Annotated in this window: 22 protein-coding genes and 1 tRNA gene; 9 read left to right on the top strand and 14 right to left on the bottom strand. The window is 72.1% G+C overall.

The window, feature by feature from the left end:
- Positions 1-132: 132 nt before the first annotated feature.
- The 9 genes from ABT403_RS04705 to ABT403_RS04665 form a co-directional block, all read right to left on the bottom strand.
- Positions 133-945 carry an HAD family hydrolase gene (locus tag ABT403_RS04705; protein WP_344160489.1) on the bottom strand — a complete coding sequence of 271 codons (813 nt, stop codon included), beginning with the start codon at positions 943-945 and terminating at the stop codon, positions 133-135.
- A complete protein-coding gene (gene serS, locus ABT403_RS04700) occupies positions 942-2,219 on the bottom strand; it encodes a serine--tRNA ligase (protein ID WP_344160492.1) in 1,278 nt (425 codons plus the stop codon). Before serS ends, ABT403_RS04705 begins: the two co-directional genes overlap by 4 nt.
- A gap of 549 nt (positions 2,220-2,768) precedes the next feature.
- Positions 2,769-3,704: a prephenate dehydratase gene (gene pheA / locus ABT403_RS04695; protein WP_344160494.1), complete on the bottom strand. Its 936-nt coding sequence runs from the start codon at positions 3,702-3,704 to the stop codon at positions 2,769-2,771.
- 42 nt (positions 3,705-3,746) lie between these two features.
- On the bottom strand, positions 3,747-5,033 hold the full coding sequence (gene efeB / locus ABT403_RS04690; protein ID WP_344160497.1) for an iron uptake transporter deferrochelatase/peroxidase subunit: 1,287 nt from the start codon (positions 5,031-5,033) through the stop codon (positions 3,747-3,749).
- Between the two features lie 5 nt (positions 5,034-5,038).
- Positions 5,039-7,048 (bottom strand): copper resistance CopC/CopD family protein, encoded by a 2,010-nt coding sequence (locus ABT403_RS04685; RefSeq protein WP_344160500.1) that lies wholly within the window; start codon positions 7,046-7,048, stop codon positions 5,039-5,041.
- Between the two features lie 22 nt (positions 7,049-7,070).
- A complete protein-coding gene (locus tag ABT403_RS04680) occupies positions 7,071-7,613 on the bottom strand; it encodes a copper chaperone PCu(A)C (protein WP_344160503.1) in 543 nt (180 codons plus the stop codon).
- Positions 7,610-8,263 carry an SCO family protein gene (locus ABT403_RS04675; RefSeq protein WP_344160506.1) on the bottom strand — a complete coding sequence of 218 codons (654 nt, stop codon included), beginning with the start codon at positions 8,261-8,263 and terminating at the stop codon, positions 7,610-7,612. Before ABT403_RS04675 ends, ABT403_RS04680 begins: the two co-directional genes overlap by 4 nt.
- A gap of 114 nt (positions 8,264-8,377) precedes the next feature.
- Positions 8,378-9,097, bottom strand: a complete 720-nt coding sequence (locus ABT403_RS04670; protein WP_344160509.1) for a YcnI family copper-binding membrane protein — start codon at positions 9,095-9,097, stop codon at positions 8,378-8,380.
- A gap of 136 nt (positions 9,098-9,233) precedes the next feature.
- Complete coding sequence (locus ABT403_RS04665; RefSeq protein WP_344160512.1) at positions 9,234-10,046, bottom strand: hypothetical protein; 813 nt, start codon at positions 10,044-10,046, stop codon at positions 9,234-9,236.
- A gap of 236 nt (positions 10,047-10,282) precedes the next feature.
- Between ABT403_RS04665 and ABT403_RS04660 the strand changes: the two genes are divergently transcribed.
- A complete protein-coding gene (locus tag ABT403_RS04660) occupies positions 10,283-10,762 on the top strand; it encodes an ATP-binding protein (RefSeq protein ID WP_344160515.1) in 480 nt (159 codons plus the stop codon).
- Positions 10,763-10,822: 60 nt separating this feature from the next.
- Here ABT403_RS04660 and ABT403_RS04655 read toward each other — a convergent pair whose 3' ends face one another.
- Positions 10,823-12,286, bottom strand: a complete 1,464-nt coding sequence (locus ABT403_RS04655) for an aminopeptidase P family protein (protein ID WP_344160518.1) — start codon at positions 12,284-12,286, stop codon at positions 10,823-10,825.
- A gap of 133 nt (positions 12,287-12,419) precedes the next feature.
- A complete protein-coding gene (locus tag ABT403_RS04650) occupies positions 12,420-14,006 on the bottom strand; it encodes a PP2C family protein-serine/threonine phosphatase (RefSeq protein ID WP_344160521.1) in 1,587 nt (528 codons plus the stop codon).
- A 430-nt stretch (positions 14,007-14,436) separates the two neighbouring features.
- Here ABT403_RS04650 and ABT403_RS04645 point away from each other — a divergent pair, with 430 nt between their 5' ends.
- Together ABT403_RS04645 and ABT403_RS04640 are read left to right on the top strand one after the other, a co-directional pair.
- Positions 14,437-15,165, top strand: a complete 729-nt coding sequence (locus ABT403_RS04645) for a bifunctional DNA primase/polymerase (protein ID WP_344160524.1) — start codon at positions 14,437-14,439, stop codon at positions 15,163-15,165.
- Positions 15,166-15,323: 158 nt separating this feature from the next.
- A complete protein-coding gene (locus ABT403_RS04640; protein ID WP_344160527.1) occupies positions 15,324-15,884 on the top strand; it encodes a hypothetical protein in 561 nt (186 codons plus the stop codon).
- Between the two features lie 213 nt (positions 15,885-16,097).
- Here the strand turns inward: ABT403_RS04640 and ABT403_RS04635 are convergent, their stop codons facing one another.
- The 3 genes from ABT403_RS04635 to ABT403_RS04625 all read right to left on the bottom strand — a co-directional run bounded on the left by ABT403_RS04635 (position 16,098) and on the right by ABT403_RS04625 (position 18,743).
- Positions 16,098-17,072, bottom strand: coding sequence for a DUF5926 family protein (locus ABT403_RS04635; RefSeq protein ID WP_344160530.1), 975 nt, complete (start codon positions 17,070-17,072; stop codon positions 16,098-16,100).
- A gap of 182 nt (positions 17,073-17,254) precedes the next feature.
- Positions 17,255-17,857, bottom strand: coding sequence for an ATP-binding protein (locus tag ABT403_RS04630; protein ID WP_344160533.1), 603 nt, complete (start codon positions 17,855-17,857; stop codon positions 17,255-17,257).
- A gap of 85 nt (positions 17,858-17,942) precedes the next feature.
- Positions 17,943-18,743: a glycerophosphodiester phosphodiesterase gene (locus tag ABT403_RS04625; RefSeq protein ID WP_344160536.1), complete on the bottom strand. Its 801-nt coding sequence runs from the start codon at positions 18,741-18,743 to the stop codon at positions 17,943-17,945.
- 267 nt (positions 18,744-19,010) lie between these two features.
- Between ABT403_RS04625 and ABT403_RS04620 the strand changes: the two genes are divergently transcribed.
- From ABT403_RS04620 to ABT403_RS04595, 6 genes are all read left to right on the top strand, one after another.
- The gene (locus ABT403_RS04620; protein WP_344160539.1) at positions 19,011-20,564 is read left to right on the top strand and encodes a S1C family serine protease; all 1,554 of its coding nucleotides are present in this window, start codon (positions 19,011-19,013) and stop codon (positions 20,562-20,564) included.
- A gap of 96 nt (positions 20,565-20,660) precedes the next feature.
- Positions 20,661-21,566 carry a LysR family transcriptional regulator gene (locus tag ABT403_RS04615; protein ID WP_344160541.1) on the top strand — a complete coding sequence of 302 codons (906 nt, stop codon included), beginning with the start codon at positions 20,661-20,663 and terminating at the stop codon, positions 21,564-21,566.
- 103 nt (positions 21,567-21,669) lie between these two features.
- The gene (locus ABT403_RS04610) at positions 21,670-22,218 is read left to right on the top strand and encodes a cysteine dioxygenase family protein (protein ID WP_344160543.1); all 549 of its coding nucleotides are present in this window, start codon (positions 21,670-21,672) and stop codon (positions 22,216-22,218) included.
- Positions 22,218-23,264 (top strand): YeiH family protein, encoded by a 1,047-nt coding sequence (locus ABT403_RS04605; RefSeq protein ID WP_344160546.1) that lies wholly within the window; start codon positions 22,218-22,220, stop codon positions 23,262-23,264. Before ABT403_RS04610 ends, ABT403_RS04605 begins: the two co-directional genes overlap by 1 nt.
- A 186-nt stretch (positions 23,265-23,450) precedes the next feature.
- Complete coding sequence (locus ABT403_RS04600; protein WP_344160549.1) at positions 23,451-24,416, top strand: trypsin-like serine peptidase; 966 nt, start codon at positions 23,451-23,453, stop codon at positions 24,414-24,416.
- A 60-nt stretch (positions 24,417-24,476) separates the two neighbouring features.
- A tRNA-Ser gene (locus ABT403_RS04595) sits at positions 24,477-24,561 on the top strand.
- Positions 24,562-24,585 lie beyond the last annotated feature (24 nt).

The following is a 24,585-nucleotide window of genomic DNA, read 5'->3' as shown; positions in this document are numbered from 1 at the left end:
AAATCGCTGGTAAGGGGCGTGCGGCAGCGGCACAGTGGGAGCTGCGGGGAGCAACAAAAAGGTCCGGGACAGCCACTTCGAGCGCGCCTCACGGCGCGGGCTGTTCCGGACCTTCTCCTCTGGCGCGGCGGCTCAGGCGGCGCCCAGCAGACGCTCCAGCACCACCGCGATGCCGTCCTCCTGGTTGGAGGTGGTCACCTCGTCGGCCACGGCCTTCAGCTCGGCGTGGGCATTGGCCATCGCGACACCGTGCGCGGCCCAGCCGAACATGGGGATGTCGTTCGGCATATCGCCGAAGGCGATCGTCTCGGCCGCCTTCACCTTCAGCCGCCGGGCCGCGAGCGAGAGGCCCGTGGCCTTGCTCAGCCCCAGCGGCAGGATCTCCACTATCCCCGGGCCGGCCATCACGATGTCGACCAGGCTACCGACGGTCTCCCGGGCCACCTTGACCAGCTCGTCCTCGCCCATCCCCGGGTGCTGGATGTACAGCTTGTTGAGCGGAGCGCTCCAGACGGCCGTGGTGTCCTCCAGGTAGAGAGCCGGGAGGCCCTCCTGCACCTGGTAGCCGGGTCCGAACAGGACCTCGCCGTCCACCCCGTCCCTGCTGGCCGCCAGCGCCAGCGGACCCACCTCGGCCTCGATCTTCGACAGCGCGAGACCGGCCAGCTGCCGGTCCAGCGTCACCGAGGTCAGCAGCCGGTGCGCCCCCGCGTCGTAGACCTGCGCGCCCTGCCCGCACACGGCGATCCCCTTGTAGCCGAGGTCGTCCAGCACGCTCCGGGTCCAGGGCACGGCCCGGCCGGTGACGATGATGTGCGCCGCGCCCGCCGCGGTGACCGCGGCGAGCGCCTCACGGGTGCGCTCCGAGACGGTGTCGTCGTCACGCAGGAGCGTGCCGTCGAGATCCGTCGCGACGAGCTTGTACGGGAACGGGGCGGAGCTCACTTGGCGATCGGCTCCAGGACCTCGCGGCCGCCCAGGTACGGGCGGAGCACCGGGGGGACCCGCACGGAGCCGTCGGCCTGCTGGTGGTTCTCCAGGATGGCCACGATGGTGCGCGGGACGGCGCACAGGGTGCCGTTCAGGGTGGCCAGCGGAGCGGTCTTCTTGTCCTCGCGGTAGCGGATCTGCAGGCGGCGGGCCTGGAAGCCGTCACAGTTCGAGGCGGAGGTCAGCTCGCGGTACTTGCCCTGGGTCGGGATCCAGGCCTCGCAGTCGAACTTGCGCGAGGCGGAGGCGCCCAGGTCCCCGGTGGCGACGTCGATGACCTGGAACGGCAGCTCCAGGCTGGTCAGCCACTGCTTCTCCCACTCCAGGAGCCGCTTGTGCTCGGCCTCGGCGTCCTCCGGCGCGACGTACGAGAACATCTCGACCTTGTCGAACTGGTGGACGCGGAAGATGCCGCGGGTGTCCTTGCCGTACGTACCGGCCTCGCGGCGGAAGCACGGCGAGAAGCCGGCGTACCGCAGGGGCAGCTTGTCGGCGTCGATGATCTCGTCCATGTGGTAAGCGGCGAGCGGGACCTCGGAGGTGCCGACCAGATAGAAGTCGTCCTTCTCCAGGTGGTACACGTTCTCCGCCGCCTGGCCGAGGAAGCCGGTGCCCTCCATGGCGCGCGGGCGGACCAGCGCGGGGGTGAGCATCGGGATGAAGCCGGCCTCGGTGGCCTGCGCGATCGCCGCGTTGACGAGGGCGAGCTCCAGCAGGGCGCCGACGCCCGTCAGGTAGTAGAAGCGCGAGCCGGACACCTTGGCACCGCGCTCGACGTCGATGGCGCCCAGCGCCTCGCCGAGCTCCAGGTGGTCCTTGGGCTCGAAGCCCTCGGCGCCGAAGTCGCGGATCGTGCCGTGCGTCTCGAGGACGGTGAAGTCCTCCTCGCCGCCGACCGGGACGTCCTCGTGGACGATGTTGCCGATCTTGAGGAGGAGCTGCTTGGCAGCCTCGTCCGCCTCGTTCTGCTCCGCCTCCGCCGCCTTGACGTCGGCCTTGAGCTGCTCGGCCTTGCCCAGCAGCTCGGCGCGCTCCTCGGGAGTGGCCTTGGGGATGAGCTTGCCGAGGGACTTCTGCTCATTGCGCAGTTCGTCGAAGCGCATGCCGGAGGACCTGCGGCGCTCATCGGCGGAGAGCAGTGCGTCGACGAGGTCGACGTCCTCTCCACGGGCGCGCTGCGAGGCGCGGACACGGTCAGGGTCTTCACGGAGCAGCCGAAGGTCAATCACCCCTCCAGGCTACCGGTCTGGGCTTCCTGGGATCACACCGATATCACGCTGCGTGTCATTATGTCCCGATTGAGCGGAATGCAAAACCCTTTCGGTGATGGCCGGAAGCGGCCCCTCGGGGCGGTTGATAAAACCGGTCCGTTTCCCCGAAATGGGGCACAACGGGGGGCGCCGGCCAGGGGCTGGGCAGTGTCGAGGGCTCGGCCTTGTCCACAGGAATTGCACCGGAGGGGCCCTTATCCACAGGCTGTGTGCCGCATCTGTGGACACGGAATTAGATCAATAGGGGCCCGCGAGGGGACGGGGTCGCACAGGGTTCAAACCGCCCTCACACACTCATTCGGGTGGGAATGGCTCGCTCCAAAGAGTTGATCGGTGATGCACGGGTGACGCCGTTCACCTGTCGCTCCCCAGCGCGAAACCTGAGCCACCCGACCGATTTGTCGACCTTGTCGTGTTGCTCTGTCGACTTGTCCCCAGGCCCGGTGCTCGTCCTGTGGATAACTCTGTGGACAAGCGGATGGGACGGGGGACGGGACGGGGAGAGGCCTACGCCCGGCCGTCGAGGCAGCGGGCCAGCCAGTCGGAAGCCTCCGTGAAGTCGCCATCGGAGGTTCCCGGCCGTGCGGCACGCACCTCACTCAGAGCGACGCCCGCACGCGGGTACGAGCCGAGGAAGCGGACCTGGGGACAGGTACGGCGCAGCCCCATCAGGGCCTCGCTCACCCGGCGGTCGGAGATGTGCCCCTCGGCGTCCACGGCGAAGCAGTAGTTGCCGATCCCCTCGCCGGTCGGCCGGGACTGGATGAGCATCAGGTTCACGCCCCGGACGGCGAACTCCTGGAGCAGCTCCAGCAGGGCGCCGGGATGGTCGTCCCCGAGCCACAGCACGACGGAGGTCTTGTCGGCGCCCGTGGGGGCGGCCGGCCGGGCCGGGCGCCCGACCAGCACGAACCGGGTCTCGGCGTTCTGCGCGTCGTGGATCTCGGTGACCAGCGCCTCCAGCCCGTACGTGGCGGCGGCGAACTCGCCCGCGAACGCGGCGTCGAACCGGCCCTCCTGGACCAGCCGGGCCCCGTCGGCGTTGGAGGCGGCCGACTCCCACACCGCGTCGGGCAGGTGCGTCCGCAACCAGTTGCGCACCTGCGGCTGGGCGACTGGGTGCCCGGTGACGGTCTTGATGTCCGACAGCGCCGTCCCGGGCCGGACCAGCAGCGCGAACGCGATCGGCAGCAGCACCTCGCGGTAGATCATCAGCGGCTCGCCCGAGGCCAGCTCGTCGAGGGTGGCCGTGACCCCGCCCTCCACCGAGTTCTCGATCGGCACCAGCGCCGCCGCGGCCTCGCCGTTGCGCACGGCGTCCAGGGCGGCCGGGACCGACACCATCGGGACGAGCTCCCGGGTGGCGGCCTCCGGCAGCGTGCGGAGGGCCGCTTCGGTGAAGGTGCCCTCGGGACCGAGATACGTGAAGCGCGTGGCCGACATGCGATCAGCCTAATGCCGGGCGGACCGCCTCCGTGGGGCTGTTCACCCTTCGAGCAGCCGCTGCCCCACGTACTCCCCGGCGCCCGGACCGGGCGGGACGGCGTACAGGCCGCTCGACTCGTGCCGGATGAACTCCGACAGCGCGTCGCCGCGGTCGAGCTTGCGCTGGACCGGGACGAACCCGCGCAGCGGATCCGCCTGCCAGCAGATGAAGAGCAGACCCGCGTCCGGGGTGCCGTCGGGGGCGATCCCGTCGTGGAAGGAGAAAGGCCGCCGGAGCATGGCGGCGCCGCCGTTCTGCGCGGGGGCCGAGATCCGCGCGTGCGCGTTGGACGGGATCGCCGGCTTGCCGTCGGGACCGAGTTTGTCCAGCGCCAGCGGGGTGGTCTCGCCGCCGCCGGTCAGGGGTGCGCCGTTGGCCTTCGTCCGGCCGATGACCTGCTCCTGCTGGGCCGTGGACCGCTTGTCCCAGTCGTCAAGCAGCATCCGGATCCGGCGGACGACGGCGTAGGAGCCCCCGGCCATCCAGGCGTGCTCCGCGGGCCCGGGCCCGGCGGCGGGCACGAAGACGCGCTTGGCGAAATCGGGGTCCGTGGGCTTCGGATTCCCGGTGCCGTCGATCTGGCCCATGAGGTTGCGCGCGGTCATCGGGGAGGCGGTGGCTCCGGGGGACCGGTTGAAGCCGTTCATCTGCCAGCGCACCCGGGCGGCCTCCCCGGCGTCCTTCTGGAGGGCGCGCAGGGCGTGGAAGGCGACCAGGCCGTCGTTCGAGCCGATCTGCACCCACAGATCGCCGTTGCTGCGCTGGGCGTCGATCCGGTCCGAGGAGAAGTCGGGCAGCGGGTCGAGGGCGGCCGGGCGGCGGGCCGTGAGGCCCGTGCGCTCGAAGAAGGAGTGGCCGAAGCCGAAGGTGACGGTGAGGGAGGACGGCCCCGCGTCGAGGGCGATGCCGCTGTCCGCCGTCGGGGCGGTCTCCCCCGCCATGAGCCGCCGCGCCGTCTCGGACCAGCGGCGCATCAGCGCGGCGGCCTCCGTGCGCCCGGCGCCCGGCGCCAGGTCGAAGGCGAGGACGTGGCCCTTGGCCTGGAGCGGGGTGGTGATGCCCGCCTGGTGTTCCCCCTCGAAGGCGACGGCGGTGGCACCGAGGGAGGAGAGGGACCCGGCCGCGCCGGGAGCGCCGGCCGGGGCGTCGGTGACCGCCGAGTGCACGAGGGCGCCCCCGGTGCCGCCGAGCGCGAGCCCGACGGCGCCTGCGGCGCCGACCGTGCCCAGCAGGCGGCGCCGGGAGATCTCGATGTCAGGGGTACTCGCGGTGGTGCTGTCGGTCACGCTGGTCAGCCGATCTTCACGTTCTTCTGGACGGTCGTCTGGTCGATGTCGGAGGTGCGGACGGTCACGTCGATGCGCCAGTCGCCCGCGAGGGGCAGCTGGACCCCGGACGCCGTCCAGTGTCCGGGAGCGGCGCGGTCGGGGGCCACCGGGAGCGGGCCGATCTCCTTGGCCGGGAGGGTGAAGGAGATCTTGACCTCGGGCAGGTCGGCGGGCTTGCCGTCGGCGCCGTCCGCCCACACGTGGAGGGTGTTGGCGCCGACCCGGCCCGGGTCGAACTCGACCCGGACGGTGCCCTTGCCGTTCTGGCCGCCGGTGTCGTACGGCAGGGTGATCTTGATGGCGCGGTCGGGTACGGCGGTGGCCGCCGACCCCCGCCCGGCCTCCTGTTCCACCGCCCGGCCGGGCTCGGTGCCGGTCAGGACGGTGGTGACGGCCAGCAGGACCACGGCCACGGCGGCCTCGGCGAGTACGGAGCGCCGCAGGCCCGAGCGGCTCGGGTCGGCGTCGCGCACCTGGTTCTCCAGGGCCTTCTCGCGCGCCGCGCGCTGGCGGGCGAGCTGTGCGGCACGCTTCGGGTCGACGGGCTCGGACGGCTCGACGGGCTCGGCCTGCTCATCGGGGGCCTGCGCCGAGTCGCCCGGGGTACTTCCGGCCGATGTTTCACGTGAAACATCGGCCCCCGCGCCGACCGTGGCCGGCTCGGCGACCCGGTCCTCCACCGCCACGTCGGCCAGCTTGGCGGTCCACTTGCGGGAGAAGTAGGCGATGGCGACGAGGACGGCCACCAGGCCGACCTTGATCAGCAGCAGTCGGCCGTAGCTGGTGCCGGTGAGCGCCGACCAGCTGCCGAGCTGCCGCCAGGACTGGTAGACACCGGTGGCGGTGAGGACCAGGACGCTGATGAAGGCGATCCGGGAGAAGCGCCGGACGGCGTCCCGTTCGATGTCCGGCACCTTGTGGAGGGCGACGAGCAGGGCGGCGAGACCACCCAGCCAGGCGGCCACGGCCAGCAGGTGCAGGATGTCGGCCGGCATCGCGATCCCGGGCTGGATGCCCGTGGAGGCGTGCTCGGCGAGTGCCCAGGTGGCGGCGATTCCGGTGGCCACGACCGTGCCGCCGATTCCGAGCCCGAAGGCCAGGTCGCCGGTGTCCTTGGCCTGCTCGGCGGTCTGCGCGTCCGCGTTCTTCTGGCGGCGCGCGTAGGCGCCGAAGAGGACGGCCAGGAACAGCGCGGCCGCGCCGAGCAGCAGCAGCCGGGAGACGAAGGAGGCGCCGGTCTTGGTCTCCAGGACGGCCTTGAGCCCGTCGAGGTCGAAGGCGTCCGCGAACTCGCCCGACCCCGTGTAGGGGGTGCGCAGGACGAGCATCGCCAGCGTGGCCGCGGTCAGGGTGACCCAGCCGCGCACCACCAGCTTCTGCAGCGGACGCGCGGCGGAACCCCGGCGCCAGCACAGAAGGATGAAGGCGGACCCGCCGACGAGGACGGTGAACCCGGCGTAGGCGGCGTAGCGCGCGATCCCGTACGCGATGCCGACGGGGCCGCCGCCCGCCTTCCGGTCGGGCAGGGCGACGGAGGTGGCCGAGGGGGCGCCGATGGAGAAGGTGAAGGCGCCGGAGACCGGGTGGCTGTCGGCGGAGACGGCCTGCCAGGCGACGGTGTAGGTGCCGTCGGGCAGCCCCGAGTGCAGGGCCGTCCCGTAGCGGACGACGGATCCGCTGCACATGTTCCGCAGCTCGCCGGTGTCGACGCGCTTGCCCTGCGGGTCCATGACGCGGATGGAGTCGTCACCCATGGCGACCTCCTCCGAGAAGGAGAGGGTCACCTGGGCGGGCGCCGTGGCGACCACCGCCCCGTCCTTGGGGTCGCTCGCGGTGAGTGCGGCGTGTGCCGTGGCCGGGGCGGCCGCGGTGAACAGGGTTGCCAGCAGGGCTGCGAGAACCAGCGCCAGCCGCGGCAGCGATGCCGTGGCGCGGACGCGGATAGGAGAGGGAGCGGGGGCGGTGGCCGTCATGGCGTGTCAGTTCCTCGGTCCGTCAGTGGGCGGTGGAGTTCTGGGGGTTGTACGTCCGTTCCTTGACGTCCAGCTCGACCTTGACCGGATCCGCCTTCTCGAAACGCAGCTCGATGGTGACCTTGTCACCGACGTTCGGCTTGTTCTTCAGGCCCATGAACATGATGTGGCTGCCGCCGCGCTCCAGCTTCAGCTCGCCGTTCGCGGGCACGTCCATGGACTGGACCTGCTGCATCTTCTGGTCCTTGGTCTCGTGGACCTGCGCGTCGTCGGAGAGCGGGGTGGTGACCGCGAGCAGCTTGTCGGCGGTCTTCGAGTCGTTCTTGATGACCATGAAGGCGCCGGCCATCTTGTCGTTGACCGGTTCGGGCATGTACGCCCCGCTGACGGTCATCTTCGGCTTGGCGGAGTCCCCGGCCTGCGCGCCGGCGCTCGCGTTCGAGGAGGACTCGGCGCCGGAAGAGCCGGAGGAACCCTTCGCGTCGGAGGAGGAGCAGCCGGATATGGCGAGCGCGGCCGTCAGGGAGAGGGCGGCGGCGAGGGTGCGGGTGGTGCGGGCGTTCACGGGTTCTCTCCCTTGATGATCTTCGGCAGGTCCTTGGTGTAGTCGTCGACGGTCGTGCCCTCGCCGTAGAGGACGTAGCCCTCGTCGGTCTTGGGCGAGAACGCGATGACCTGGGCCCCGTGCATGGAGACGACGCTGCCGTCGGCCTCCTTCTTGGGGGGATCGATACCGATGCCGAGGGAGCGGGCGGCGGCCTGGATGGTGCTGAAGTCGCCGGTCAGCCCGGTGAAGGCCGGGTCCTGTGCCCTGAGCCACGCGCCGAGGGACTCCGGGGTGTCCCGTTCGGGGTCGGTGGTGACGAAGACGACCTGGAGCTTGTCCCGGTCCTCCTTGGGGAGTGCCTTCTTGGCGACGGCGATGTTGCTCATCGTCAGGGGGCACACGTCGGGGCAGTTGGTGTAGCCGAAGTAGATGAGCGTCGGCCGGCCCTTGGTCTGCTCGCGCAGGTTCCACGGCTTGCCGGTGGTGTCCGTGAGGACGAGCTCCGGCTTGTCGAAGGGGCGGTCGAGGAGGGTCGCGGCTCCGGTCTTCTTCTCGCCGGTGATCTGGGTGACCCCGCCGTCGTTCTTGGCCGGGTCACTGCCGCAGGCGGTGAGGGTGAGCGCGGCCGCCACCGCGAGGGCGGCGACCGTCACACGTGTGGTGCGCATATGTAGATGTCCCTGGGAATCGGGGATGGTGCGGATGTTCGAGGGGGGCCGGGAAGGCCCGTGGACGGGCCCTGTGCGGGCCCGTGGACGACGGGCCCGCGAGCCCCCGCGGGATCAGGCGGAACGGCGGCGCGAGGCGATGCCGAAGGCCACCCCGCCGAGGCCGAGGACGATGCCCGCGATGCCGAGGGCGCGTGCGGTGGTGTCGGAGCCGCTCTTGTCGGCGGCCTCGTCGTGCTTCGCCTCGTCCTTGCCGGCGTTCTTGGCGTCGGCGGCCGGCTTGGCGTCGTCGTGGCCGTCTGCGGCCTTGGCGGCGGTCAGCTTCAGCACGGGCGCGGGGGTCTGCGGCTCGGGGGCGCCGTCCTTGGACTCCTCGATCCAGCGGACGACCTCGTTGTTGTCGTACGTCTGGATGGCCTTGAAGACCATCTTGTCGGCGTTCTCGGGCAGCTTGCCGACGGAGACCGGGAACTGCTGGAACTTGCCGGGCTCGATCTTGCCGCCGCTCCAGGTCACCTTGGTGACGACCTCGTTGACCTGCTTGCCGTGGACGCTCAGCGGCTTGTCGAGCTTGGTCTTCTCGACGGTGGACGTCCAGCCCGGGATGTCCTGCGGCATGACGGACGTCAGCGGCTGGTCGACCGGGAAGTTGACCTCGATCTGAGTGGTCGAGGCGTTGTCGCGCTCGTTCGGGACCTTGAAGTTGATCGTCGCGTAGCCGCCCTTGGCGGCCTCGCCGGGCTGAACGCTGACGTGCGCGAAGGCGGTGCCGGACAGGGCGAGGACGGCGCCGGCGGCGAGGGCGGCGGCGAAGGAGACGCGAGAGGTCTTCATGACGGGAACACTCCACGGAGCAGTGGTGAACGGTGGGATCCGTACGCACGCACGCATGCGGGCATGCCCGTAGGCGCGCACGGAGGTCACGGCACCGGTGCTCCCGCCGGGTGTCCCGGGGAGTGGAGGTGCCGCGTCAGGCTGCGAGGACGAGCGCAGCCGGCGGACCCCGCCGGATCACGGTGTGCAGGAGTGCGTCCCGGCCGGTCGTCGCGGCGGGCGCGGGAGCGGTCCGGCGGGCCCGGGGGCCGCGCGCGGGAGCGCCGAGGAGTCCGGCCGTGAGGACCCGTACGAAGGCCAGCGCGGCGCGCAGCGGACGTATCGGGTCGGCTTCGGCGGACAGCTGGGACAGTTCGACCAGCCGGAACAGGGCGGCGTCGCCCCGGCCCAGCAGCCAGCCGGCCGCGAGCGCGGCCAGCAGGTGGCCGAGCAGCATGGCCGGGCTGAACAGCCCCGTCCGGGTTCCCGAGGTGGCCGCGGCCAGGTGCATGTGGCCCATGTGGCCCGATGCGGCGGCCTGCGCGGCGAGGGCGGCCGGGTCCAGCCCGGCGGCCTCCAGGATCCGCCGGGCGTCGGCCGGGCTCAGCGGTACGGAGTTGCCCCCGCAGACGAGCTGGGCGGCGAGCGCCGGGAGCGAGGTGTCGGAGCCGCCGGCCGGTGTCTGCGCCACGGCGGCACCGTGCTGACCGAGGCCGAACAGCGTGTGCAGCCCGAGCTGGCCCACGGCCAGTCCGGCGGCGATCCCGGGCCGCGACCGGCGGCGCCCCGCGAGGGGGGCCGCGATCGTGAAGACGCCCGCGAAGGCCAGGGCCAGCGCCCACCACGGGACGGTCGCGCAGGAGGCCAGGGCATGTCCTGCCGCGGACAGCACGACGCAGACCGCGGTGAACACCGCGGCCCGGGTCGTCCGGAGATCGGCTCCGGCGCGTGTCGTGTGGGTGGCAGACATGGCCGGGTCATCATCGCACTGGGCCCCCGGCGCTGCCTACGGCAGGTGCTGGAGGGACCCTATGGTTCCGGTGTGCGACCGGGGGAGCGGTCAGCGCCCGGTCCGGCCGGTTCCGGCGCTCCCACCTCGGCCTGCGCGCCCGATACACGCCGGACGCACATGCCGCATCGGCCGAATGAGGGCTGCGGCGGCCGCCGGGGGCTTACGCCCCACCGCGGGCGGCAATAGGTAACCGTATGAGCATCTGGTGGTCTCTCCACTTGCGGCGCGAAGCCGCGAGCGTGCCGCTCGCCCGGCGTCTGCTGCTCGGGACGATGGAGACCGCGGGGGTGGATCCGGACATCTCCTACGACCTGTCGGTCGCGCTGAGCGAGGCGTGCGCGAACGCCGTGGAGCACGGCGGCCGCGGCGGTCCGGCCGGGGGTCCGGTCGGCGTTCCCGCCGACGAGGTCACGGACGGCACCGAGGCGTATCACGTCACCGCCTACCTCGACGGGGACCGCTGCCGCATCGAGGTCGCCGATTCGGGTCCCGGGTTCCCGCCCTCGACGGTGGCCCGTCGCAGACCCTCCCTGGCCGAGCACGGCCGGGGACTGCACCTGATCGCTGAGCTCGCCGACCACGTCCGCCTGCGCAACAGGCCGGGCCGGGGCGCGGTGGTGGAGTTCGAGCGGATGCTGAAGTGGCGTGACGACGCACTGCTGAGGGTGTCCTAGAACGCGGGAGGGCGGGGGAACCGGACCCGGCTCCCCCGCCCCGCGTCTATACCGGCGGCGTCAGCCCTTGAGCCGCGCCATCCAGGCCTCGACCTCGACCGAGGTGCGGGGCAGGCCGGCCGACAGGTTCCGGTTGCCGTCCTCGGTGACGAGGATGTCGTCCTCGATCCGGACGCCGATGCCCCGGTACTCCTCGGGCACGGTCAGGTCGTCGGCCTGGAAGTACAGGCCCGGCTCGACGGTCAGGCACATGCCCGGCTCCAGGGTGCCGTCGACGTACGCCTCGGTGCGCGCGGCGGCGCAGTCGTGGACGTCGAGGCCCAGCATGTGGCCGGTGCCGTGCAGGGTCCAGCGGCGCTGCAGCCCGAGCTCCAGGACGCGCTCGACCGGGCCCTCCAGCAGGCCCCACTCGACGAGCTTCTCGGCCAGCACGTGCTGGGCGGCGTCGTGGAAGTCGCGGTACTTCGCACCCGGCTTGACGGCGGCGATGCCGGCTTCCTGGGCCTCGTACACCGCGTCGTAGATCTTGCGCTGGATGTCGGTGTACGTGCCGTTGATCGGCAGCGTGCGCGTGACGTCGGCGGTGTAGAGGGAGTGGGTCTCCACGCCGGCGTCGAGGAGCAGCAGGTCGCCGGAGCGGACGGCGCCGTCGTTGCGGACCCAGTGCAGGGTGCAGGCGTGCGCGCCGGCGGCGGCGATGGTGCCGTAGCCGACGTCGTTGCCCTCGACGCGGGCGCGCAGGAAGAAGGTGCCCTCGATGTAGCGCTCGGACGTGGCCTCGGCCTTGTCGAGGACCTTCACGACGTCCTCGAAGCCGCGGACGGTGGAGTCCACGGCCTTCTGCAGCTCGCCGATCTCGAAGGCGTCCTTCACGGCGCGGGCCTCGGAGAGGTAGACGCGCAGTTCCTCGTCGCGCTCCTTGGTCACCTTGTCGGTGAGGGCGGCCTCGATCACCGCGTCGTGGCCGCGGACGGCGCGGACCGGGCCGGTGGCCTCGGTCAGGGCCTCGGGCAGCTCGCGGACGTCCTTCGCCGGGATGCCCAGGAGCTGCCCGGCCTCGGCGAGGGAGTGGCGGCGGCCGACCCACAGCTCGCCCTGGCCCGACAGCCAGAACTCGCCGTTCTCGCGGTCGGAGCGGGGCAGCAGGTAGACCGTGGCCTCGTGGCCGGTCTCCGTGGGCTCCAGGACCAGGACGCCGTTCTCGGTCTGGTCGCCGGTGAGGTACGCGTACTCGGTGGAGGCGCGGAAGGGGTACTCGGTGTCGTTCGAGCGGGTCTTCAGCCGGCCCGCCGGGATCACCAGACGCTCACCGGGGAAGCGCGCGGAGAGCGCGGCGCGGCGGTCGGCCGTGTGGCCGGCCTGCGCGATGGGCTCCAGGCCGTGCAGCTCGGTGTCCGCCCAGCCGGTGCGCATGCTCTCCGCGAGCTCTTCGCTGACGCCCGGGTACAGCCCGTTCTTGCGCTGCTTGTGCTTCTTCTGGGGCTGCTCTTCTTCCGGGGTCTCCGGGGTGAGCTCGTCAGCCACGTCATCTCCTCAGCCGATACGACACGCACGGGTCCGGGTGCGAACCCCGTTCATCGTATGTGTGAGGGGGCGGCGCCCGGCCAGTCCTGTGACATATCAGCCAAAACGGGCGCCCGCCCTGAGGGCCGGCCGGTCAGTCGAACCGGGCCGCGAGCAGGACGACGTCCTCGGTGTCCCGGTACGCGTCCGGGGCGGCCGGGCCGGTCCCGTCCTCGGGGAGCACCGTGCGCAGGATGTGGTCGCAGAGGGCCGCCGGATCGTCCCGCAGGGCGCGTGGGACCCCGGCCGCGGCCGCGTGCAGCCTGGCGTAGGCGCGGTCCATGGGGTCGCCGGTGCGCCGCAGCAGCCCGTCCGTGTACAGCAGCACCGTTTCTCCGGACGCGGGCTCGATCTCCACGCTGGGCGCTTCCCAGCAGGCCAGCATCCCCAGCGGTGCCGAGAGGGAGGTCTCGACGTACTCGGTGCGCCGCTCGCCGATGAGCAGCGGCGGGGTGTGGCCCGCCCCGGCCAGGATGATCTTGCGGGCGGCGGGCTCGCAGTACGCGAAGAGGGCGGTGGCCGAGCGGGCGGGCTCGGTCAGCCGCAGCAGGAGCTCCAGGTCGGACAGGACCGCGACGGGGTCCTCCCCCTCCATGACGGCGTACGCGCGCAGCGAGGCCCGTAGCCGGCCCATGGCGGCGACGGCGCTCGGGCCGGATCCGGTGACCGATCCGACGGCGAGACCCATGGCGCCCTCGGGCAGCGGCAGCGCGTCGTACCAGTCTCCGCCGCCGAGCGGACCGGTGCGGTGCCGGGCGGCGAGCTGGACCCCGGGGATCCGGGGCAGGCGGCTGGGCAGCAGTTCCTCAAAGACGGTGGCCAGGCGGGTGCGGGAGCGGTCCACCTCCAGCATCCGGGCCAGGTGTTCGGCGGCATGCCGGACGTAGAGGCCCACCAGGTCGCGCTGGCGGTCGCTCGGCTCGGCCTGTTCGTCGTAGAGCCAGACGGCCGCGCCGAGCCGGCCGGCGGCGTCGGCGGTCAGCGGCAGCGCGTAGCTGGCCGCGTAGCCGAGCCGGGCCGCGACCTCCCGGTGGCGGGGGTCCACGGGGGGCTCGTAGCCGCCGGAGCCGGGGACGGCCTCCGTGCCGGGTTCGGGGAGCACCTCGGAGCCGCCGTGGGCGTCGGGGAGTCCGTCGAGGATGCGGCCGTACGAGGTGGCGCTGCGCGGCACGGTCTCGATGTGGCCGAGGTCGGCGCGGCCCAGGCCGAGGCCGATGGTGGAGGTGGGGCCGAGTCCGTCGGAGGGCTCCAGCACCACGAGTCCGCGGCGGGCTCCGACCAGCGCGGCCCCGGCGCGCAGGAACTCCCGGAGGGAGGAGTCGAGGTCACTGGCCCGGGCGAGGCGCTCGGTCAGTTCGTGGAGGGTGGTGAGGTCGGAGACCATGCCCGCCAGCCGGTCCTGGATGACGCTGCTCGCGGCAGGCGGTGGGGCCTGGGCGGGGGCGGTCCGGGCGGCGGTGGCCGCCACGGCGGACAGGGGGCCGGGCGTGGGCGCGGCAGTCTGCGCTGATGATGTAACTGCTGGATCGATTCCAGCCACTTTCGGCAGATGCGGGGCGCTCATGGCGTCCGCCTTTCCACCTGGTGCGATTCGCCATATAGCATCGCAAACCCCCAGATCGTGCTGCGCCGCCATCAATGGATCCACATCTACACGCACCCGAGGATCGATGTCCAGCATTGTCCCAGTGGGAATCCTGGTGTCCGTGGGGCGGCAACTCACTGTCCAGCCGGGGCTAAAACTTGGCTGGAAAAAGCTGGATGCGAGCGGTTTTTGCGATCGACTGGACAGGCGCTCCGAGGGGTCCGGGTACGTAGTCGCTAGTGCCCGGGGCCAGTTGAAGCCCCCGGCACCGCCGGGAACCGCCCGGGCCGGGCCGTCGTCCTAAGCGGCGGCAGCCGGTCTCGATGCCGGCGCGGGTCGCTCGGACCGCTCGTTCCGGGCCCCCGCCGGACGTTTGACGGACCCGTAAGACACCCGTAAGACAACTGCACGAACCGTGTGAACCTGCTTCTGGCGGACTAGTGACGCGAAACGTGTACGTGTGGTGAAACACCGCTCACGTGGTGTGATGTGGCCCTCGACGTTCAACGGAAAGGAACGAGCGCTCATGCGCGAGATCCTCGGAAGGCGTCTCCAGCGGCTCCGCGATCGCTTGAAGTTCCCGAGCCCCGCCTCCCGCCCCGCCGCGGAGACCGGGGCCGGCGCGGCTCCGTCCCTCCTCGACGAGGCGCTGACCTGCGCCACCGTCCGGCAGTGGCCCGTACTGCCGGGCGTGGGCCGGCACGCCACCGACAGCCGGCGCTGTGCCTGTCCCGACCCCGACTGCGTGGTGCCGGGGGCCCATCCCTTCGACCCCGGGCTGCTCGCCGCCACCACCGACGCCCGGATGGTGGCCTGGTGGTGGGGCAGGCGGCCGTCCGCCCCGGTGCTGCTGGCCACCGGCGGGGCCGCGCCGTGCGCGGTGAGCCTGCCGGCGAGGGCGGCCGCGCGTGCCGTCGTACGGCTCGACGCGCGGGGCATGCGGCTCGGTCCGGTCGTCGCCACGCCCACCCGGTGGTCCCTGCTCGTCGCGCCGTACTCCCTGGAGCGGCTCGGCGAACTCCTCTACGCCAAGGACCACGTGCCCTCCTCGCTGCGCTTCCACGGCGAGGGCGGGTACCTGCTGCTGCCGCCCTCGCCGGCGTCCGGCGGCGGGGAGGTCCGCTGGGAGCGGGAGCCCGAGCCCCGTCACCCCGGATCGGGCGAGCTGTGGCTGCCGGAGGTGGAGGCGCTCGTGGACGCGCTCGTCGAGGCGAGCAGCAGTGCTCCCGGCGGTGGCAGCCGGCTCGCGTACTGAGTGGCACGGGCCGGTTCGCGGACGAGCTCCCTCGCGACCGGCTCATCACTCCCGTCGCGACCGGCTCATCACTCGTACGGGTGCCAGCGCGGCGGGTTTCCAAGGGAATTGGGCGCGGGCATCTCCGCGCCCCATTCCCGCGTCGCTATCTTCGGCGAATGAATCTCCGCCTGATCGGTATCGGCGCCGGTGTGTTGATCATCTTGTCGCTTCCCCTGGCCGGAGCGATCGCCGGGCCGGATTTCGCCGGTCAGGGTGACGGAAAAGGCGGGGGGTTGTTCACCTCGCTCGGCCTTTCCCACTCCTCCCGCACGGGGGGCGGCGCGCGGCCCGCCACCGACCCCGCGCGCCCCGGTCCGCCCGAGCAGCCCCGTACCGATTCCCGCTGCGGTCCCGAACTCACGGCCCCGCAGGGGCTGGAAGCGCAGACGTGCGTGCTGGCGAGCGAGGGCCGCACCTGGGGCCGGAGCTACTACCGCAACACCAGCGGCCGCGCGTTGGACGCCGTGCTGACGGTGATGGGGCCGGCGGGGCGGACGGTGCAGATCCGCTGCGCGGTCGCGGCGGGGGACGAGCCGGGGCTGTGCGAGACGCCCCGGGGCGAGTCCGCGGGGGCACCGGACGCCTACTCGGCCGTAGCGGAGTTTGCAGTTCCGGATGATGAAGGGCGGCTGCTGCTGCGGTCCGGGAGCAACTCACCGGCACCGTCAGGCGGTTGAGCACCGCCGAAAGACAGAGGCCCGGTCGCTGGCGACGGGGGATGCACCAGCGACCGGGCTACAAGAACGGTAACAAGAGATCGCCTGTTCGCAAATTCGATCTCTGATATTCAGACATCGATTTGCAGGCGATTAGCGGGAGTTGTGACACCGGTCACCGGACCCGCGCGCGGCCGTGCGCCGCACGCGGGTCACGCGCCCGCCGGGTGTGCGTCAGCTCAGCGTCACCTGGCGGTTGGTGAGCCCGCCGCGTGCCCGGCGCTCCTCCGCGGTCAGCGGTGCGTCGCTGGTCAGGGCCGTGGCCAGGCGCTCCGCCAGCTCGGCGGCGGGCTTCTCCACGTCCTCGGCGGTGACCCCGGTGGGCAGGTCCCAGACCGGCACCATCAGGCCGTGGGCGCGGAAGGACCCGACGAGCTTGGTGCCCTCTCCGAGGGAGGAGGTGCCCGCGGCGTGCAGTCGCGCGAGCGCGTCCAGCAGCTTCTCCTCCGGGTGCGGCATGACCCAGCGCAGGTGGTTCTTGTCCGGGGTCTCGCACCAGTAGGCCGCGTCCACGCCCGTGAGCTTGACGGTCGGGATGGCGGCGGCGTTGGCGCGCTCCAGCGAGGCGGCGATCTCCGGGGAGGCGTTCTGGGCGCTTTCCGCGTCCGGGATCCAGAATTCGAAGCCCGTGTGGACAACCGGCTCGAAAACGCCGTCCGGGTCGAGGAGATCCTGAAGTCGGGGACCCTCGGCGGGCACGCGCCGGGCCGGGACCGGGTTGCCCGGCTCGGTGGCGAGCGCCCGCTCCAGGGTGTCGGCCATGTCGCGGGCCAGGTCCCCGGAGGACGACTCGTTCTGCAGGCCGAGCAGGACGGAGCCGTCCTCGCGGCGCAGGGCGGGCCAGGCCATGGGCAGGACGGTCACCAGCGTGACGGACGGGACGCCCTCGGGCAGGCCGCCCCTGAGGGACAGGGGCACGGTGGCCGCGGGGACGAGCTCGCGCAGCGCCACCCAGTCGCACTCGCCCGGCAGTCCCTCGAAGGGGCGCTTCACGTGCTCGGTGACGGCGTGGGCGGCGGCCGCGCCGTGACAGGCCTTGTAGCGGCGCCCGGAACCGCAGGGGCAGGGCTCGCGCGCGCCCACCACCGGGATCTCCCCGTTGTCGAGCTGCGGCTTCGCGGTCTTCGCGGCGGGGCGCTTCTTGGCCATCGTGGGTGTCTCCCGGTTGCGGCGGTACGGCGGTGTCTCTGGGCGCGAGCCTAGCCGTTCGTACCGCCGGAACCGGTGGGGTGCGGCCGGGAGCACGGTCGGCGTGCGCTCCCGGAAGGCCGCGTCCGAGGGCGGCCGGTGGTGCGGGCCGGGCCGCCGGGGCGCGTGCCGTCGGTGGACCTTCAGGCGTCGAGATCGTCGAAGGCGGAGACGAAGTCGATCGCCGGGGAAGCGACGCGCGTAGCGAAGTCGTCGTGCCGGTGCCCCCGGGCGACGATCACCCACACGGTGACCTCACCCGCCGCTCCGTCGCGGACGCCCCAGTCCTGGGCCAGCGCGCTGATGATGTTCAGCCCGCGGCCGCCGTGCGCCGTGACCGAGGGCGTGGCCGGGACCGGGCGGGTCGGGCCGCCGCCGTCCGTGACCTCGACCGTCAGCCGGCCCGCCTTGTCGACGCGCCACGCGGCGCGCACCTCGCCGTCGCCGACGTCCCGGGCGCCCAGTGGCCGGCCGTGTCGGCAGGCGTTGCTGAGGAGTTCGGAAAGGATCAGTACGGCATCGTCCACGACCGATTCGGACACTCCGCTGATGCGCAGCTGTTCGCGCATCCGGTGCCTCGCCTCGCCCACGCCCGCAGGACCATGGCGAATGTCCATGCACGACGACGTGGGCACTTCCTGTGCCATCACCAACGCCACCCCCGGAACCTCCTTAGCCCCACGCCATGGTCTGGATGCCCCAATGGCCTGGACCGGAAACCGCTGCTGGACGCCCCTCTGACGCATTCATGACCAACGAATGCGGAACGGATGCGCCGGGGCACGCCCTGTGACGGCCGAGGTGCCTGTGGCCGGTGCGCAAAACGGGACGTCAGCGCCCGAGCTGTGACAGAACCTGACGGGGCCTGTTCGTGATGATCGCTTCTACACCCAGATCAGCGCATAGCTGAACATCGTCCGGATCGTTCACGGTCCACACGTGTACGGAATGTCCCGCCGACTGGAGCTTGCGGATGAAGCCGGGGTGGTTGCGGACGATCCGCATGGCCGGGCCGGCGATCCGTACGCCCGCGGGCAGGCGTCCGTCGCGCATCCGGGGCGAGATGAACTGCATCAGGTAGACGGTCGGCACCGTCGGGGCGGCCGCGCGCACCCGGTGCAGGGAGCGGGCGGAGAAGCTCATGACCCGGACGGGGTGGGGGCCGTCGGCGGGCGGAGCGTCGAGGCCGAAGCGCTTGAGGAGGAAGAGGAGCCGCTCCTCCACCTGTCCGGCCCAGCGGGTGGGGTGTTTCGTCTCGATCGCGAGCTGGACGGGCCGCCCGGCGTCCGCGACCAGCTCCAGCAGCCGCTCCAGGGTGAGCACGGAGGTCCGCTCCGGGTCCGCGTCCCAGTCGGGGGACTCCTCGCGGTCCTTCCAGGAACCGAAGTCGAGGGCGGCCAGCTCGGCCAGCTCCAGGGCGGAAACGGCGCCCCGGCCGTTGGAGGTGCGGTTCACGCGACGGTCGTGGACCAGCACCAGATGGCCGTCGGCGGTCAGCCGGATGTCGCATTCGAGGGCGTCGGCCCCGTCCTCGATGGCCTTCCGGTAGGCGGCCAGGGTGTGCTCGGGAGCATCCTCCGAGGCGCCGCGGTGGGCGACGACCTGGATGGGGCGCGGCGTTGCGTGGGTCACCCGGTCATGGTGCCACCGAGGAGCTCCCGCGCGTCGGGGTGACTCCTGGGGGTGCGTCCGATATGTCGGATATAAAGGAAGGCGGTGGATGCACAGGTCCGGCTTACAGTGCTCTGACGGCTCATGGGAAAGGCTTTGCCCCGGAACTTCTACGGTGCGTCGAACGTTCAGTCGGACCGGCGCCCGGAGGATGTCGGGGCGGTATCGCCTGATTTTTCCAGCAGCCGTGTTGGTCGTGTAAGCCGTGTGTGACGAGGAGAGAGCGCTGTGAGCACCGAGAACGAGGGCACCGCGGCCCCGACGCCCCCCGCGGCCCCGTCCGCACCCCCCGTGCCGGTGGCCGCCTCGACCCCCGGACCGGCAGCGCCGGGCACTCCGGCGTCCCAGGACGCCCCCGCTCCGGCCGAGGCCCCCGCCCAGGGTGCTGAGCACACCCAGCAGCTCCCGCCCACCCCGTCGGCGCCCCCCGCCGCGCCCCCGGCGTACGGCCACGAGCAGCCCCCGGCCGTCCAGCCGACGGCCCCGGCGTACGGCCATGAGCAGCCCCCGGCGGCCCAGCCGGCGCCCCCGGCCGGGACCGCGTACGGCGCCGAGGCCTGGCCCCCGCCGCCCCCGGCGGCCCCCGCGTACGGTGCGGGCTCCGGCCAGGGCGGCGGCGCGTGGGGCGTTCCGCTCACCGCCGACGGCGCCCCGCAGCCCAAGCCGAAGGGCCGGGGCGGGCTGGTCGCGGCGGTCCTGGTGGCGGCCCTGCTCGCCGGCGGCGTGGGCGGCGGGGTCGGCTACTGGGCGGCCCAGCGCGATCACGGCGGCTTCGGCTCGACCACCATCAGCGCGCCCAGCACCCCGAAGGACCTCAAGCGGGACGCCGGCTCCGTCGCGGGCCTCGCCGCCGCCGCGCTGCCCAGCGTCGTCACCATCGAGGCTTCGGCCGGGGACGGCGAGGGCGGTACGGGCACCGGGTTCGTCTACGACGAGCAGGGCCACATCCTCACCAACAACCACGTGGTGGCCTCCGCCGCCAACGGCGGCAAGCTCACCGCCACCTTCTCCGACGGCAAGAAGTACGAGGCCGAGGTCATGGGCCGGGCCCAGGGCTACGACGTGGCCGTCATCAAGCTGAAGAACCCGCCCGCCGGTCTGAAGCCGCTGCCGCTCGGGGACTCCGACAAGGTCGCGGTCGGCGACCCGACCATCGCCATCGGCGCCCCCTTCGGCCTGTCCAACACGGTCACCACCGGCATCGTCAGCGCGAAGAACCGTCCAGTGGCCTCCGGCGACGGCTCCGGCGGCAAGAACTCCTACATGAGCGCGCTCCAGACGGACGCCTCCATCAACCCGGGCAACTCCGGCGGTCCGCTGATCGACGGCCGCGGCGCGGTCATCGGGATCAACTCGGCGATCCAGTCGGCCGGCAGCGGCGGCTTCGGCGGCGGCCAGGCCGGCTCGATCGGCCTCGGCTTCGCCATCCCGATCAACCAGGCCAAGAACGTCGCCGAGTCGCTGATCAAGACCGGCAAGCCCGTCTACCCGGTGATCTCGGTCTCCGTGGACCTCCAGGCCAAGTCGGACGGGGCCAAGATCTCCGAGCAGGGCGCCCCCGCCAACGAGCTGGTCGACCCGAACGGCCCGGCCGGCAAGGCGGGCCTCAAGCCCGGCGACATCATCACGGAGTTCGGCGGCAAGCAGGTCGACAGCGGCCCGACCCTGATCAGCCTGATCTGGACGTACAAGCCCGGCGACACCGTGAAGCTGACCTACCTGCGCGGCGGCAAGCCGACCACGGTCGACATCACGCTCGGCTCGCGCGTCGGCGACAAGTAGCGCGCACCGGGTCACCGCTCGACGGTGGCTCGATGGGAGGGGCCGTGGCCGGGAATCCGTCTACGGCCCCTCCCAATATCTGCTTATGCTTCGGTGGTGTTCGATTCACGGCACATACGGACATTCCACGAAGTGGTCGCCTCGGGTTCCTACTCGGCCGCCGCTCGCGTTCTGGGTTACACCCAGCCCGCGATCACGCAGCAGATGAAGGCGCTCGAACGCGCCGTCGGCACACCGCTGTTCACGCGTGTGGGCCGGAAGATGAAGCTCACCGAGGCCGGTGAGTCCCTGGCCCGGCACGCGGAGTCCATCCTCGGCAGTCTCTCGGCCGCCGAGGCCCAGCTGAAGGCGTACACGAGACTGCGCACCGGGCGCGTACGGGTCTGCGGGTTCCCCAGCGCCAACGTCACCCTGGTCCCGGAGGCCCTCAGCGGCCTCGCCAAGGACCATCCCGGAGTCCAGGTCGAGCTGCTGGAAGGGGAACCCCCGGAATCCCTGCGCAGACTCCAGCGCGGCGAGTGCGACATCACCCTGGCCTTCACCTACCCCGGGCTGCACGAGGAGATCCCCGAGGAGGTCACCGAGGTCAGGCTGCTGGAGGACCAGCTGACCGTGCTGCTCCCGACCGGTCACCCGCTGGCCCGTCGACGGGCGGTGCACCTGGCCGACCTCGCCGAGGAGCAGTGGATCGCCGGCTGCCCGCGCTGCCGGGCGAACCTGCTGCACGAGTGCGCCGAACTGGGCTTCGTCCCCGACATCCGGTTCGCCACCGACGACAACCTGGTGGTCCAGAGCCTGGTCGCGCAGGGACTCGGGGTGGCGATGATGCCCGCGCTCGTCCTGCCCTCGCTCTCGCTGAACCGGGTCTGCGGCCGGGTGCTGGAGCCCGCTGCCCGCCGCCACATCGCCGCGTACGTCTACCGCGACCACCTGCGGATCCCGGCGACGGCCGTCGTCCTCGACGAGCTGAAGCGGGTGGCCTCGAACCGGGTCGGCTGCTGACTTCCGGCAGCGCCCCCCTCAGTCCCGATCCATAAGCTGTGGTTGGGATTTCAGGTCATAACTGTCGTTGGACGTGATGGATCGGTCAGCGGACGCTGCTCGTATGACCACCACCGTTCCGGCCCGTACGACCACGAGGATGGCCGCCCTCGTCAGTGAGATCCGCACGGTCGTCGACCGGGGGCTGGCCCCCGATCTGACCGCCTACCTCGTCGGCGAGCGCCTCGCCCCGCACTTGGGCGCGTCGGACCTGCTGACGGCGGAGCAGCAGGAAGGCGACCCGGAGCACTACCGCCAGCACGTCCTGCACGCGGAGCACGACGGGAGCTTCTCGGTCGTGGCCCTGGTGTGGATGCCCGGGCAGGAGACCTGCATCCACGACCACGTGTCGTGGTGCGTGGCCGGTGTTCACCAGGGCGAGGAGAGCGAGCGCCGCTACCGGCTCGCGCCCGGCACCGACGCGGCCCGCCTGGTGGCCACCGAGGACGTGGTCAACGCCCAGGGTGAGGTCTGCGGGTTCGCCCCTCCCGGTGACATCCACAAGGTGCGCAACTCCTGTACGTCCAAGGCGATATCGATCCACGTCTACGGGGCCGACGTCTCCCGGCTGGGCAGCAGCATCCGCCGCGTCTACACGCTCCCGGTCGACTGATGGCGCTCTTGCACCGCCCCCAAAGCGTGGCGGTCCGCCCTGTTTCACGTGAAACACCCACCCCCTGGCCGGGTTTGGGCATGGCGGCCGGCGGTGCGCTGGTGGCCTGGTGTGTGCACCGGCTGGTCCCGGGCATCCCGATGCTGACGGCCTCCGTGGTGCTCGGCATCGCGGTGGCGCACCTCCCGGGCGTACGGACCGTCGTACGCGGACCGGCCCGCCCCGGCCTTTCCCTGGCCGGGCGGCGGCTGATGCGCATCGGCATCGTCCTGCTGGGCCTCGGGCTCGGCCTCGACCAGGTGCTCCGGCTCGGCTGGGCGACGGTGGCCATGGTGACCGCCGTGGTCGCGGCCACCTTCTTCGGCACGGTCTGGCTGGGCCGGCGTCTCGGACTCCCGGGCGACCAGCCGCTGTTGATCGCCACCGGCTATTCCATCTGCGGTGCCTCGGCCATCGGCGCGGTGAGCGAGGTGTCCGGAAGCGACGAGGAGGACGTGGCCGCCTCGGTGGCCCTGGTCACCCTCTGCGGCACCCTCGCCATCGCCGTACTCCCCCTGCTTCAGGGTCCCTTGGGCCTCTCCGACCTGTCCTTCGGCCGCTGGGTGGGTGCGAGCGTCCACGACGTCGGCCAGGTGGTGGCGACGGCCCAGACCGCCGGCCCCGGCGCGCTGGGCGAGGCCGTGCTGGTCAAGCTGATGCGGGTGGCCCTGCTGGCCCCGCTGGTGGCGGCCGTGGCCTTCTCGATGCGGGCGCGGCGGCGCGGCGTGCGCACTTCCTCGGGCAAGCGTCCGGCCCCGGTGCCCCTGTTCGTCCTCGGGTTCCTGGCGGCGGCCGCGGTGCGCGCGACGGGCCTGCTGCCCCACGTGGCGCTGGACTGGGCGCACACGGCGCAGGAAGCCCTGCTGGCGGCGGCCCTGTTCGGGCTGGGCAGCGCGGTCCACCTGCCGACCCTGGCCCGTACCGGCGGCCGTGCCGCACTGCTGGGCCTCGGGGCCTGGGTGGTGGTGGCGGGGGTCTCGTACGCCGGTGTGCTCCTGACCGCATGACGTCTCGGAGCGGGAGGAGTTGGCCATTTCCTGGCCGGAACCGACCGAACGTCCGGACCGGCCCCTGACATCCTGGGGCCCCCGTGCGACCCTGCCTCCGCAAGCCGAACAACCGATCCGCACCGACAGCTCTTCACCCACCCTGCCCGGCTCCCTCCGGTCCGGGCACGGCAGAAGGAGTCCTGCGTGAATCGTCATCGCACGGCGGCGTCCGTCCTCCTCGCCGCAGGAGCCCTGCTCGCCGGGGCACTGACGGCCGCCTCCCCGTCGGCAGCCGCGGAGTCGCCCTCCCCGTCGGCGGCCGCGGAGTCGCCCTCCTCGTTCCGTCCCGGACAGACCCCCGGCTTCTGGACGGCCGACCGGATGCGGCAGGCCACCCCGCTCGACGTGGCGGCCTCCCCGGGCGGAGCCCGTACGGCGCCCGCCGCGGCGGCCTCGCCCACCCGGGTGGCCCCGACCTCCCCCACGGCGTTCCCGCAGGCCGGCGGGGCCTGGGCGGGCGGCGGGGCGGTCGTGAAGACCTCGGGCCGGGTGTTCTTCACCTTCCAGGGCCGTACCGCCTCCTGCTCGGGCGACTCCGTCACCGGCCAGAACGGCAGCACGGTCATCACCGCCGGGCACTGCGTGAAGTACCAGGGCGCCTGGCACACCAACTGGATCTTCGTTCCGGGGTACGACAACGGGAACGCCCCGTACGGCCAGTGGCCTGCCGTCAAGACGCTCGCCACCGATCAGTGGGCGGCGAGCGAGGACATGAACATGGACGTCGGCCTCGCCGTCGTCGCCCCGCAGAACGGCCGGACCCTCAGCCAGACCGTCGGAGCCCAGGGCATCCTGTTCAACGGTGGCTACAACAAGAAGATGTACTCCTTCGGCTTCCCGGCGGCCGCCCCCTACGACGGCACGAAGCTCGTCTACTGTGCCGCCAACACGGGCAAGGACTTCCTGCTCACCAAGGACCACAGCATGTCCTGCAACATGACCGGCGGCTCCAGCGGCGGCCCCTGGTTCCAGGACTTCGACGAGTCGACGGGTCTGGGCACGCAGGTCTCGGTGAACAGCTTCGGCTACAACTTCCTGCCGAACACGATGTTCGGCCCGTACTTCGGCAACGAGGCCAAGGCGGCCTACGACAAGGCCCAGACATCCTGACCCCGTCCCCGGCGACACCCACCCCACCCACCCCCACATCCCGGTACTCTGTACCGGCCAGGTGGGTTGCCCGAGCGGCCTAAGGGAACGGTCTTGAAAACCGTCGTGGCGCGAGTCACCGTGGGTTCAAATCCCACACCCACCGCACCCCGTCAGCGGATCCGCTGAC

This window comes from Streptomyces sp. NPDC000075 (assembly GCF_040301925.1).
Lineage (GTDB): Bacteria > Actinomycetota > Actinomycetes > Streptomycetales > Streptomycetaceae > Streptomyces > Streptomyces polychromogenes.
This window is presented reverse-complemented; position numbering and strand designations above follow the sequence as displayed.